Source organism: Clostridium sp. BIOML-A1 (assembly GCF_009874105.1).
In the GTDB taxonomy this organism is placed as follows: Bacteria; Bacillota; Clostridia; order Lachnospirales; family Lachnospiraceae; genus Coprococcus.
The window spans coordinates 78,135-92,747 of record NZ_WWTL01000006.1; the positions used below are offsets into that span (position 1 = coordinate 78,135).

A 14,613-nucleotide genomic window follows, 5' to 3' on the forward strand; every position below is an offset into this window, starting at 1 on the left:
TGGGATCATATTTATAACTGAAAGGGGACATATATATGAAAAAACATCTTATCCTGCTTGCTTCAGGACTGCTGCTTGTTTCCGGTGTTGCTTATACAGCAGATACACAGACATTTGCAGCCAACTTAGCAGCTACTGAAAGCACAGCATCAAATGACACCTCACCGGAACTATTTGCAAATTCATACTCTGTTTCCGGCGACACGATTACGGTCTCCGCTAAAAACGGAAGTGAAATTGGAACAGTATTAAATGACGCATTAAAAGCTGCACGCGATCTTGCGGATTCCAACGGACACATAATCACCGTCAATGTTCCGGCAGGAAGTTATACTCAGGACATTGCTTTACATATCTACAGCAATACAACACTGAACCTGACAGGTGTAAGTATCAAATGCACAGCGGATACACCGATCAACATGATCACCACCGGAACAAACGGCGCATACAAAGGACAGAACAACTATAATACAAGTTCATTATGTAGCGGCTATAACGGATTCAAAAACATAACCATAAACGGCGGAACATTCATCAGCATTCCATCAAACGACTCAACAATCGTGCGTCTTTCCCATGCAACCAATGTTCATTTAAACGGAATCACCTTAAAAGGAGGCGGCTGTCTTCACCAGATGGAAGTAGCTGCAATCAACGGCTTCTATGTAACGGGCTGTACATTCCGGGACAATGGAAAAGCAACCGATATCAATAACCACGAAAATCAGGAAGCACTTCAGCTCGATATGCCATGCCGTGAGTTTGTATTCCCGAATATATACGAAGACGGCACTCCGATGAAAAATGTCGAGATTACCGGTTGCACATTTAAAAATGTTGCAAGAGGTCTCGGAAGCCATACGATGCTGATCGGCGCTTACCATGAGAATATTAAGATAAACAACAATACCTTTGATAACGTACTGGAAGAATGCATTATCGGTCTGAACTATTATAACTGTGAAATTAAAAATAACACGATCAAGAACTGCGGTGGCGGTATCCTTGTTCAAAACTATAAAGCTGCCGCTAATACGATCAACACCTCAATTCTGGATGGCAAGAATAAATATAAAGCATCCTTCCGCTATAAACTCAATACAGTTATCAGCGGCAATAATATCTCCCTCCGTTATTCTCCTAGCTGTATTACACCGGAAGGAATCAAAGTCTCCGGATACAAACAGGAAAGTGGAAAAAAGGGCGGTGACGGATTCATTCTTCCTGCCGGAAACTACTATATCAGTGGTGTAACTGTTTCCGACAACACAATCCACACCACCGGTCATGGCATTCATTTCCTTGATGCTCACGGATGTAGCGCATATGATAATACAATCATTGGGCAGAATTTTTCTTCCAAAGATCCGTCCAAAAACGATCATGATGGCATTCTGGTAGAAATGGATTCCAAAAATATTATCATAAACAATAACCATATATCCGGAATGACCAGAAACGGTATTCTCGTACAGAAGTCATCTTCCGTAAAGGGGATCTCCAAAAATATTTTTTCCAAATGCGGCGGACGCGGAATCCAGATATATGATAAAAGCCAATGCACAGAAGGCATATCGGATAATCAGATCAAAAGCTGCAAACGAGGTGGCATCTTTATCAGCAATAACTGCACCTCGGGAAATATCACCGGAAATAAAATTTCATCTTATAACGAAGAAGGCGGTATCTCTGTTTATAATAACTGTACAACAGGCAAAATCGCAAATAACACGATCACTGATACCAGAAAAAACGGTAAACATACAAATCTGGCCGGTATAAAGATCAGTTTAAAATCAACCACCGGCTCCATGACGGGAAATAAGATTCTGGCCGGTGCCGCAAAATACTCATCCAACCGTGGAATTGTCCTTTACAATTCTTCCAAGGTAAAAGGATCGATCAATAAAAACACGATCGAAAAATGTAGTGACTCAGCTATCGTTGTATCTCTGAAATCTCAGGTTACCGGAAGTGTTAATGGCAATAAGATATCATCTGCTACCAAATACGGAATTCAGACCCTGAATAAGTCATCTATTGGCAAGGCAATATCATCCAACACGATCAAAAATGCCAAAACAAGCGGTATCTTGATCGGAAGTATCTCAAATACTTTGAAGATCGAAAAAAATAAAATATCAGGCTGTTCAAATGCAGGAATCTATATCCAGCCTGCAACAACAAAATACAAAATTACCGCTACAAACAACACAATTACCGGAAATAAAAAAGGATCCGGCTTCACCATAAGAAAAGCCAAGATCCTTATAACCAAAAACAAGATTTCTTCCGTTACCTTCGGTGTATACGCCGACAAAGCCTGTACCGGAAAGGTCTACTCCAACACAATAAAGAAAGCCACCAAAAAGAAAGTCTACACCGACACAAAAAAAGTGAAGCTTAAGAAATAGCCCCATCATAAATGGAAATGTCTTATTTCCTATAGAGCAATCAACATCTTCTATACTAATGAGGAAGATCATACCTATTATTACGCAAATCGTTTGCACTCTATTCTCGCGTAACAGTACTAAGTTCCCACCTTACGGCGGATCACTAAGGACTGACGCGAGAAAAGGCTTGCTTCATAATAGTATAACCTTCCTCATTTTGTACATTAAGTCTGTTCTATAAGAAATAAGACATTTCTTGTCTGAAGTAACAATAAAACAAACCGGCGGTAAGTATATAGATACACTATTATGTAGCAAGCCTTATCCGAGGCCGGTACTTAGGTTGCGTACTTTGCAACCTTATGTACCGCTGCACGAGGATTAGAGCGAAAGCGTCTTGCGAAATAATATGTGTATTATATACTTACCGCCGGTCATAAAAATATCACTTATAGAACAAGACCCCTATATACTTTATGCAGCAGACCTGTTCACTCTGTATAACTTCGAACTAAACTCGGCTAGCCTCGTTAAGATCTCAGTTACTCACGTCGGTCCTTAGCGACCCACCAAACGGTGGGAGCTTAGTACCGCTACGTGAAAATAGAGCGCGAGCGTTCTGCGGCATAAATGTATATATGTCTTTTTTTGTATACATAAACAGACCCGTGAGCATTATATATGTACATCATTATGCAGCAAGCCTATCCGAGTGCCGGTACTTAGGTTGCGTCTTTTGTAACCTTATGTACCGCTGCACCGAGGATAGAACGAAAGTGCCTTGCGGAATAATGGATGTACTATATAACGATCACGGGTCGTACATATATTATTAGTCTAATGTGACTTTAACCTTTTTGAGGTTCCAGATCTCTTTTGCATACTCTTCGATTGTTCTGTCTGATGAGAACTTACCGGAGCATGCTGTATTCAACATAACCATCTTAGCCCAGTTCTTCTCGTCTCTGTAAAGAGTATCGATCTTTCTGTGAGCTTCTACATAAGAAGCAAAATCCTTAAGGATGAAGTATACATCTTCGTTGATAAGTGAATCATACAGATCTCTGAAACGATCCGGGTCATCAGAAGAATACATACCATTGATAAGCTGTGTAAGAACAGTTCTTACTGCTGCATCATTGTTGTAAATATCCTTTGGATTGTATCCACCTTCACGCTCATACTTCATAACTTCTTCAGCTCTTAAACCGAAGATAACTGCATTTTCTTCACCAACTTCTTCAACGATCTCTACATTTGCACCATCCATGGTTCCAAGTGTAACTGCACCGTTTAACATAAATTTCATGTTACCGGTACCGGATGCTTCTCTGGAAGCTGTTGAAATCTGCTCGCTGACATCTGCTGCTGCGAAGATCAGTTCTGCATTGGATACTCTGTAGTTCTCGATGAATACAACCTTGATCTTACCCTTGATAGATGCATCATTGTTGATAACATCTGCAACAGAGTTGATCAGCTTGATGATAAGCTTTGCTCTCTTATAACCGGCGGAAGCCTTTGCACCAAAGATATATGTTGTTGGATACATATCATATGACGGATTTGTCTTCAGCTCGTTGTACTGATACATAACATGTAAAATGTTAAGAAGCTGTCTCTTGTACTCATGAAGTCTCTTAACCTGTACATCAAAGATAGAACGAGGATCTACATCCACGCCATTATGCTCCTTGATATAATTTGCAAGACGGATCTTGTTCTGGTACTTGATATTCATGAATTCCTGCTGATACTTCTCATCAGTAGCATATACTTTTAACTTCTTCAGATTTGAAAGCTTAACGATCCATTCATCACCGATCTTATCTGTGATCCAGCTTGCAAGAAGCGGATTACCATGAAGAAGGAAACGTCTCTGTGTAATACCATTTGTCTTATTATTGAACTGCTCAGGTCTCATCTCATAGAAGTCCTTCAGCTCTCTCTCTTCCAGAATCTTTGTATGAAGTGCTGCAACACCATTTACAGAGTAAGAACCTGCGATAGCAAGATGTGCCATCTTAACCTGACCATCATAAAGGATAGCCATGTTCTTAACCTTATCCTGGTTGCCCGGATACATAGACTGGATCTTCAGTACAAATCTTCTGTTGATCTCTTCTACGATCTGATAGATACGAGGAAGTAATCTTGAGAATAATTCGATTGGCCATTTCTCAAGAGCTTCAGCCATGATCGTATGGTTAGTGTATGCACATGTTCTGGTTGTGATATCCCATGCATCATCCCACTCAAGACCTTCTTCATCCATAAGGATTCTCATTAACTCTGCTACTGCAACTGTTGGATGTGTATCATTCATCTGGAACGTGATCTTTTCCGGAAGCTTATGAATATCACTGTTTTTCTCTTTGAATTTCAGGATTGCTCTCTGAACAGACGCTGAAATGAAGAAGTACTGCTGTCTCAGTCTTAATTCCTTACCTGCATAGTGATTATCATTTGGATAAAGGACTTCAACAATTGTCTTAGCAAGGTTCTGCTGCTCAACAGCCTTTTCATATTCACCCTTGTCAAATGAATCAAGACAGAACTCCTGATCTGCTTCTGCATCCCAGATACGAAGTGTATTTACAACATTGTTGCCATAACCGACAACCGGAACATCATATGGTACGGCACGAACGGTCTGATAACCATCCTGAATAAAGTAATTTCTTCCGTCTCTGTTCTCAACTCTTACATAACCGCCAAATTTAACTTCTACAGCGTACTCCGGACGCTTGATCTCAAATGGGTTGCCATCCTTTAACCAGTCATCCGGCAACTCGATCTGATAACCATCTTTGATTGCCTGCTTGAACATACCATAACGATAACGGATACCACATCCGTATGCCGGATAACCAAGTGTAGCAAGAGAATCCAGGAAACATGCTGCAAGACGTCCCAAACCACCATTACCAAGTGCTGCATCCGGCTCCTGATCCTCGATCAGATTCAAATCAAATCCAAGTTCATCTAAGGCTTCTTTTACTGCATCATAGTATGTCAGATTGATCAGATTGTTTCCCAGGGCTCTACCCATCAGGAACTCCATGGACAGATAGTAAACTGTCTTAACATTCTTCTTCTCATATTCCTTATGTGTTGCTATCCATCTGTCTATTATGTCGTCCTTAACAGCGTAGCTGACAGCCTGGAATACCTGCTGTGGAGTTGCCTCTTCGATTGGTCTTCTGTACAATGTCTTTACATTTGTAATAACCTCTTTTTTGAAGCCCTCTTTGTCGAAATCAATCAACTTTTTCATTTATCGTATCCTCCTTGAAAATTGCACGCCAGAATGCATCCCTGACGATTTTTCTATAATCAGATGCCGATATTATCCGCATCCTTTATATCTCTTTCACCCTAATTCATCATAATATCCAGTTTTACCATGAGAAATTTTGGAAGAAACCTATATCATTTTAACAAAAAAACATGTATTTCTCAATACATGTCTTAATTTTTTGTAGGAAAATACATATTTTTTAGACCAAAGTCTAATTAATCTTGCAATTTTACAATGATTTTTCAATTATTTTCTGTTTTTATAGTTATTTATACGCTCTTGCCCTATGGGGCATACCAATATCTGAACAGTTTCATAAGGGATTTTCCTTCTAATAACCGCCTGAATAATAGCCGCCACAAGGGAAACAGCACATATTTCCACCACAACAGGAGAGACAAAGCAGGGTAGTGCAGAAAGTATTACAGCATTTTGTCATATCCCGGCCTGACATATCCATGCCATAACCCTGTCCCTGATCCATATACCATTTCGATCCGCTCTTGATCTGTTCGTATGCACGCTTGTATTCCATATTATCCGGCTCTAGCTGTATCGCCCTTTGAAGCATCTCAAGCGCCCGGATCTGATTACCAAGTCCGGCATTGCATACACCAGAATAATAATGCCATTTTGCATTATGATCCTGGATCTGGTTCAATACTGTTCTTGCTTCCTCATAACTGCCTGACCGCAGATAATTTCTTGCCGCCTGAAAATATCTGGAATCCTGATCGTTCGGATCATAGTCCTCCCGTCTTCCGCCGGCATATCCGCCGAACCCGCCAAACGGGTCAAAACCGCCATAGAAACCGCCAAACGGATCTGACTCATCATAAGTAGTTCTTCCACCGCTGTTGCTGTTTCGGTAACTGCCCGAACCATATGAACCATTTCCATATGGGCTGCCATATCCACCTGCTCCGTATGGATCTCCATAACCGGTATCACCATCCATGATCGCCTTATATGCCTGCTGGATCTCTTTGAACTTCTCCTCAGCCTCGGCTTTATTTGGATTGTTGATATTCGCATCCGGATGATATTTTCTGCTCAATCGTCTGTATGCACTTTTTACTTCATCATTACTGGCACCATGCGGCAATCCCAGTACTTCATAAGGATCTTTCATTTATTCTCCATTCTGCCTGTTATCTGCTTTGCTACCGCATCTTTCGGCAGTTGCTTTATAATAATTATTCCATATGCCAGAATACACGATATTCCTGAGAATTTCCACATTTTTTATAATCGGAAGCTTCTCAAATTCTCTGGCACATTCTGCCGCCTGCATCATCAGGACTTCTTTTACCCAGTCTGCAAGCTTCTGCCATTCCTCCACCGGAATGTCCTCTGTCTTCATTTCTTCACTACATGTAAGCTTGTGTATCAATGGATTAAAGCTGTGTTTTTTTCGGTCCTTTTCAATATCATCGTAAGCGTCCAGAATATATACAAATCTTCCAAGATAATAACCGATCTTTCTCAGATTTTCTTCCCATGCATCAGCTTTTACGGCAAATATCTCTGCCAGCACTTCACCAAAATATCCTGATAACCGATCCAGATCTTCACTGTTTTCTTTCTCAAGCTCGCTGATCTTTGCAAGCCGATCTGCAATAGTATCAATCTTTTGTCTGTAATCATATAATCGACTGTCTTCCTTTTCCAACTCTTTCTTCGGTATTAAAAGCTCCGCATACAGCTTACGAAACAGCTTCTTATCATCTGTCCAGTCATCCATGCATTTGTAATATGTAAGTATACGGTTCATATCCGCTGCATAATCGGAGTACAGATTTCTGGCATATTCATGCTTTGTCATCGGATGGACCACACACCTTTTTGTACCCCGCTCCTCTGACGGCTCATACAATCCGGTAAGCAGCAGCACCAGAAATGTCATATCGTAGCTTAATGACAACTGACCTTTTGCGCCCTGATCTTCTTTTAACGCCCTGCACAACCCGCAGTAATACCTGTGGTATTCGTCAAATTCTTTAAATTTCATTTCCTGCTGGTTTACTACTATATATCCAAACACGCGCCTGTCTCCAATCAGCTTTTCTTAATAAAAGTATTCCCACATTTCGGACATCTTATCTCGATCCTGCCCTTGCCTCGTGGAATCCGGATCATCTGCTCACAACGTGGGCAGGTGAAGATCTTATAATCTTTTCCGGCTTCTTTGCTTTTTTTCATCCGTTTAAATACATTTCGAACGCCTGTCGTGTGGCTTAGAAACCACTTATTTTCTGCCGCACGTTTGTCATATTTCTTAGAAAAGATGCGCACATATCCATAGATAAAAGAAGCAAGTCCAAGGAAATACAAAACTCCTGTCTTCGCCCAGACATCTATGATGATCAGGATCAGGCCCATCCAGGTCAGAAATGATGAAAACTGATCATTCCCATATCTTGTTCGCATAAAGTTATAAATCTTATCTCTCATATAAGCACCATTCTTTCTTTACCCTGCAGATCTGCTGCCATTTCAGCACCTTCAGATCATGTATTCTATCTATATATTTCCGATCCGACGATCGTAATATTCTGCCTATCCAAGGATCATTGCAGATTCCTGTAACTGTCTGTAAGCATCCTTTATATTGCCCGCTTCTATATCCGTGATCCGGTCAGCATCCGTCCGACATACCAGTTTCTTTAAGTATTCCAAATCTCTCCGAATCTTCTTGATCTGAGCCTTATCCAGATTCTGACTTTGTACCTCTAACTGATTTTCTACTTTATATACATATGCTTCAGCTTCGTTCCAGATATCCATATTTTCCTTGTTGCCCTGAGTCTCTTTCTCGTACCGCATGGCATCTTCCCTTGCCCGACGGATCTCTTCCTCTGAAAGATTCGTGCTGGATGTGATCACAATCTGCTGTTCCACGCCTCTGCCAAGATCCTTTGCAGATACCTTTAGTATACCATTTACATCAAGGTCAAATGTAACCTCGATCTGCGGAACTCCTGCAAGTGCTCGCTTGATCCCACTCAGGCGGAAGTTACCAAGTAGCTTATTATCTCTGGTATATTTGCGTTCGCCCTGATACACCTTTACCTCTACATCGCGCTGGAAATTTCCGGCCGTTGTAAAGATCTTAGATACCCGTGTCGGAATTGGTGAGTTTCTTGGGATCAGTACATTTGCAATACCACCTAAGGTCTCGATTGACAGAGACAATGGCGTTACATCCATCAGCAAAATATCATTTACCTTATTTGTAACGGTCAGACCACCACTGAGCTTTCCTCCCTGAATCGCAGCTCCCATCGCAACGCACTCATCCGGGTTGAGATTCTTCGAAAGCTCTTTTCCGGTTATCCTCTTAACCTCGTCCATAACGGCAGGGATTCTGGTTGACCCACCAACCAATAATACCTTATCTAAACTTCCGGCTGATATACCTGCATCCCGAAGTGCCTGATTGACCGGACCGTCTGTCCGTTTTACAAGATCATCTGTCAGCTCATTGAACAACTCTCTGGTTATGAGCATATCGAGATGCTTCGGCTCGTTCTTTACGACCGTGATAAACGGAAGATTGATATGAGTCTGCAGCGTACTGGATAATTCCTTCTTTGCCTCTTCGCATGCTTCCCGGATACGCTGTACCGCGGTTATATCTTTCTCCAGATTGATCCTTGTTTCTTTCTTAAATGACTTTATCACATACTGCACCAGACGCTCGTCAAAATCATCACCACCAAGATGATTGTCACCTGCAGTTGCCAGAACCTCGATCACATGATCTCCGATCTCGATCACGGATACATCAAAGGTTCCGCCACCAAGGTCATATACCAGAATCTTCTGTGCCTGTCCGTTATCCAGACCATAGGCAAGTGCCGCTGATGTCGGCTCGTTAATGATTCGAAGTACATTTAACCCTGCGATCTTTCCTGCATCCTTTGTCGCCTGTCTCTGGCTGTCATCAAAATACGCCGGAACCGTGATGACCGCATCATGAACCGGCTCACCCAGATAGTTTTCTGCATCTGCTCTTAACTTTGACAGAATGATCGCCGATATCTCCTGTGGTGAGTAATCTTTTCCATCTATTCTTTTTCTATATGCCGTTCCCATTTCTCTCTTGATCGATGCAATGGTTCTGTCTACATTTACCGTAAGCTGTCTCTTCGCAGCATCCCCCACCAGTCTGTCGCCATTTTTCGTAATGGCTACTATCGATGGTGTGGTACGGTTGCCTTCGGCATTCGGTATGATCGTCGCCTGTTCTCCTTCCAGAACGGCCACGCAGCTATTTGTCGTTCCTAAATCTATTCCTATTACCCTGCTCATGTATGATCTCCTTTTCTATCCGGACAACCATGATGTCTGACTACCTTATTACGCAAAACGCTCTCGCTCTATTCTCACGTAACGGTACTAAACTCCTCACCTACGGTGATTCGTTAAGGACCGACGTTCGAACAGGTTTGCTTCATAAGGTAGTCAGACATCATGGTCTGTTCTATACCAAACGAAGATATCTATACTGATATATCCTATATTGTGTAATATCTATATAAATAGTATCTACTTTGTTTTTTCTAAAAGTATGATAGACAAGTTTTTTGAATAAATTGTGTATAGTTTATAAAGCAAGTATAAAGTGTTTCATAAAACTTTGGCTGCTGACAAATACGAAAACATGCTATAATGAGCATTGCTATGGAATGTGTCTTCACATACCGGCATAATGCGAAAATACTGTTTATTTCCGCAAATATCTAACAAACAGAAAGTGGTGTTTTTATATGCGAGAGAAAACAAAAGCAATTCTTTATATAATTCTGGCCGGTGTCGGTTTTTCTTTTATGAACGTATTCGTACGATTATCCGGCGATCTTCCTACGATTGAAAAAGCATTTTTCCGTAACCTGGTCGCAGCATTCATCGCGCTTGTTGTCCTGATCCGAAGTGATCTCGGACTGCATTATGAGAAACGGCACATTCCGATGCTGTTTATGCGGTCGATCTGCGGCACACTCGGTATCATGTGTAACTTCTATGCAGTCGATCACATGAACATCGCCGATGCTTCGATCTTAAATAAGCTGTCACCGTTTGCCGCTGTTATCTTCTCGATCTTCCTGTTAAAGGAAAAGGCAAGTCTGAAACAATATGCTGCTCTGATCGGGGTATTCATCGGTGCTTTATTTGTTATCAAACCATCCCTGGACTTCGCTGATTTTGCTCCGGGTCTCATCGGTTTTACCGGCGGTATGGGTGCAGGTGCTGCTTACGCAGCAGTAAGATATCTAAGCAACCACGGTGCAAAGAATCCACAGATCGTATTCTTTTTCTCCGCATTTTCGACTCTGGTCATGCTGCCATTTGTGATCGCATTTTATAAACCGATGTCATTTTTCCAGTTGTTCTGTCTATTAATGGCAGGTGCCTCCGCTGCTGTCGGTCAGTTCTCGATCACGGCCGCTTATTCACATGCTCCGGCAAAGGAAATATCGATCTTCGATTACTCGCAGATCATCACCTCGGCAATCCTTGGTTTTATCTTCTTCAGCCAGATACCGGATGCACTTAGCTTTATTGGTTATGCCATTATCATCGGCATTTCTTATCTGAACTGGCGCGCAGGATTAAAAGCAGATACAGCCGGCAGGTAAATTTAGATACTTTTTATAATTATTACTATAATATTTCTTATTATTTGTATATTGTCAACAACAGTAAAGTATATTACACTGTACTCAACAGGTGTTTTTGCCTTGTTTTGTAAAGAATATATAAATTAATTTGTGCAGTATATATAAGTTATCTGCACACAGTTACATAATAGGAGGTATTATTTATATGGCTAACAGATTTGTATTAAACGAAACATCTTATCATGGAGCAGGCGCGATCGCAGAGATCGCTACAGAGGCCATCGGCCGTGGCTTCAAGAAAGCATTTGTCTGCTCTGATCCTGATCTCATTAAGTTCGGTGTTACTAAGAAAGTAACAGACGTTCTGGACAATGCAGGTCTTGCATATGAGATCTATTCCAACATTAAACCAAACCCAACCATCGAGAATGTTCAGTCAGGTGTTGCTGCTTTTAAGGCTGCCGAAGCTGATTACATCATTGCGATCGGTGGCGGATCATCCATGGACACAGCAAAGGGCGTTGGTATCGTGATCGCAAATCCGGATTTTGCTGATATCAGAAGTCTTGAGGGCGTTGCTCCTACCAAGAATAAATCCGTACCTATCTTCGCTGTACCTACAACAGCCGGAACTGCTGCCGAGGTTACGATCAACTACGTTATCACAGATGTAGAGAAGAACCGTAAGATGGTATGTGTGGATCCAAAAGACATTCCAGTCGTTGCATTTGTTGATCCTGAGATGATGAGTTCTATGCCAAAAGGTCTGACTGCTGCAACCGGTATGGATGCCCTGACACATGCGATCGAAGGTTACATTACCGCTGCTGCATGGGAATTATCTGACATGTTCCACTTAAAGGCAATCGAGATCATTTCCCGTTCTCTTCGTGGTGCTGTAGCAAATACACCGGAAGGCAGAGCTGATATGGCACTTGGCCAGTATGTTGCCGGTATGGGATTCTCAAATGTAGGTCTTGGTATCGTTCATTCTATGGCTCACCCTCTGGGAGCTCTGTATGATACACCACATGGTGTTGCAAATGCGATCATCCTTCCTACTGTTATGGAATATAATGCAGAAGCAACCGGCGAGAAATATCGGGAGATTGCCCGTGCTATGGGAGTTGCCGGTGTTGACGATATGACACAGGAAGAATACAGAAAGGCAGCCATCGATGCTGTTCGTCAGTTATCACAGGATGTTGGAATTCCAGCCGACTTAAAGGATATCGTAAAACCGGAGGATATTCCTTTCCTTGCTCAGTCTGCATATGATGATGCTTGCCGTCCGGGCAATCCAAAGGAGACAAGCGTAGAAGATATCACAAAGCTGTATGAATCATTGATCTAGTTTTGTAAAAAAACAGGGATGTAACGTTAAGGGCATCATAATATTATGTAGCAAGCCTATCCGAATGTCGGTCCTTAGCGATCCGCTGATAAGCGGGAGCTTAGTACCGTTACATGAGGATAGAGCGAAAGCGTCTTGCGAAATAATGATTATGATGCCCTCAACGTTACATCCCTGTTTTTATGCTATCTGTAAAATATCCTACAGCTAACCGGTCTTTTATTTTTTTCTCCTTTTTTTAATGCTCATTACTCCAATGGCAGCTCCACCACTAACAAATAAAAGAACAACCGCCAAAACAGGTACACTGTTATCACCTGTCTGTAAAGACTTCGGTTCATCTTTTAACTTTGGTATTATTACAGCTTCTGCTTTGATCTCTTTCTTTCCGGCTTCATCGCTGTAATACTTTCCGCAACCATCACAATACCAATATTCAACATTTCCTTCAGACTTTTTCGTAGCAGCCTTAGCATCAACATGCTTGAAATCTGAATGATTTTCTGAATCTATTTCTCCATAAGCTTCACCACATACTTCACACTTTGCTTTTTCACTACATGTGGCTGTACCGCCTTTATGTCCTTTTGCTTTAACCACCGAACCGGATGAAAGCTTTTTCCCGCATCCCTTGCAGTAGGTATCTCCGGTATAGCCATCTTTGGTACAGGTTGCTGACTGTTTCTTTCTGACCTCGGTTTCTCCTGCATGATTATCAGAATTATATTCACCATATTCTGCTCCGCAGCTTGTGCAAACTGCTTTCTCATGACAGGTTGCTGTGCCTCCGCTATGTTCACAGTTATAGCTGCATTTCTGACATACACCATCTTTCCATTCATGCTTTTCTTTTGCAACACTTACGAGGCTGCAGCAATTCCATTTCTTCTCGTGTGTATCAGCTGTCTGAATCCACTCCTCTGTTCCCGTATGATTGCTCGGATTCAGATCTCCATAACTTTCTCCACAAACCTCACACTTTGCTTTTTCTGTACAAGTTGCTTTGCCGCCGCTACACTTTGCGGTTTCAGAAGCGTTACAGCCATTTGTCTCACATTTCCGGATATGCATTCCTGCAGCAGCATCATCATGTTGCCATTTCCCAAATGCATGTTCTGATCTGCCTGCCGCAATTGTATATCCACATACATTACATGTAGCAGCAGTCGTACAATCTGCATCATCATTTGATATATGCGCTGTCTTGGCAGTCACACTTGATGCCTTATCCGGACAATTTGTATCGTCACATTCCTGCCAATGACCGCTTTCATCACTGTTCCAGATACTGTTACTATAACTATGTTCATGTATGGAAAGATATACTCCATCTCCACTACCTACTTTTGAAACAGTATATGTATATACCTTTCCTGCTTCAAAAACATAGTCATCCATGCGCGCTTTATCTGTTCCCCCATTTCCTACGATCCAAACTCTATCATCTGGTGTTGGATTTGTAATAACATAATCATATGTTCCTGACGGAATTGTAATTTTGGCTGATGAACCATATGGGATACTATTTTGCGTATCCCTTGCTCCATCTGCATTTCCAGGTATTTTGTATTCGAACCTGTCGTACACAGATGACGGGACATCATCATTTCTACTAAGCGGACCACTATCTGGTATTACATCACCATATGTATCATGGTCTTCATCCAACAAAAATTGAAATCCTGAGCTGTCTTCCCAATCACAGTTATTAACCAATATGATTGTAGCCGTGCCTGTCTGTGTCTGCGAATCTTCTGCATGCACAGTATAAGCAGTTGACACACCTCCTGTTAATAATGCGCAGCCTAACAATAAACTGCTTACAATTCGTTTTCTCATTTCTTTACCCTCCATTTCTAAATGATAAACCTCCGCTTCGCACTGTATTAATCTCCCTGACCAAAAGGCTCTGCATAACCCCAACAGAAATAACCT

9 protein-coding genes are annotated in these 14,613 nt (G+C 41.7%); 3 read left to right on the forward strand and 6 right to left on the reverse strand.

The window, feature by feature from the left end; translation table 11 throughout:
- Positions 1-35: 35 nt before the first annotated feature.
- Positions 36-2,417, forward strand: coding sequence for a right-handed parallel beta-helix repeat-containing protein (locus GT641_RS06390; protein WP_161117098.1), 2,382 nt, complete (start codon positions 36-38; stop codon positions 2,415-2,417).
- A gap of 814 nt (positions 2,418-3,231) precedes the next feature.
- Here GT641_RS06390 and GT641_RS06395 read toward each other — a convergent pair.
- From GT641_RS06395 to dnaK, 5 genes are all read right to left on the reverse strand, one after another.
- Positions 3,232-5,676, reverse strand: a complete 2,445-nt coding sequence (locus tag GT641_RS06395; RefSeq protein ID WP_008401742.1) for a glycogen/starch/alpha-glucan phosphorylase — start codon at positions 5,674-5,676, stop codon at positions 3,232-3,234.
- 355 nt (positions 5,677-6,031) lie between these two features.
- On the reverse strand, positions 6,032-6,832 hold the full coding sequence (locus tag GT641_RS06400; protein ID WP_161117099.1) for a DnaJ domain-containing protein: 801 nt from the start codon (positions 6,830-6,832) through the stop codon (positions 6,032-6,034).
- Positions 6,833-7,744, reverse strand: a complete 912-nt coding sequence (locus GT641_RS06405) for a DUF5685 family protein (RefSeq protein WP_008401740.1) — start codon at positions 7,742-7,744, stop codon at positions 6,833-6,835.
- 14 nt (positions 7,745-7,758) lie between these two features.
- Positions 7,759-8,154, reverse strand: coding sequence for a hypothetical protein (locus GT641_RS06410; protein ID WP_021944313.1), 396 nt, complete (start codon positions 8,152-8,154; stop codon positions 7,759-7,761).
- 105 nt (positions 8,155-8,259) lie between these two features.
- A complete protein-coding gene (gene dnaK, locus GT641_RS06415) occupies positions 8,260-10,014 on the reverse strand; it encodes a molecular chaperone DnaK (protein WP_161117100.1) in 1,755 nt (584 codons plus the stop codon).
- Between the two features lie 458 nt (positions 10,015-10,472).
- Here dnaK and GT641_RS06420 point away from each other — a divergent pair, with 458 nt between their 5' ends.
- Together GT641_RS06420 and fucO are read left to right on the forward strand one after the other, a co-directional pair.
- The gene (locus GT641_RS06420) at positions 10,473-11,342 is read left to right on the forward strand and encodes a DMT family transporter (protein ID WP_161117101.1); all 870 of its coding nucleotides are present in this window, start codon (positions 10,473-10,475) and stop codon (positions 11,340-11,342) included.
- A 187-nt stretch (positions 11,343-11,529) separates the two neighbouring features.
- Complete coding sequence (fucO, locus tag GT641_RS06425) at positions 11,530-12,678, forward strand: lactaldehyde reductase (protein ID WP_117807899.1); 1,149 nt, start codon at positions 11,530-11,532, stop codon at positions 12,676-12,678.
- Positions 12,679-12,897: 219 nt separating this feature from the next.
- On the opposite strand, the gene GT641_RS06430 is transcribed toward fucO, so the two are convergent.
- Entirely contained in the window at positions 12,898-14,517 is a 1,620-nt protein-coding gene (locus GT641_RS06430) for a DUF2436 domain-containing protein (RefSeq protein WP_161117102.1), read from the reverse strand.
- Between the last annotated feature and the right edge of the window lie 96 nt (positions 14,518-14,613).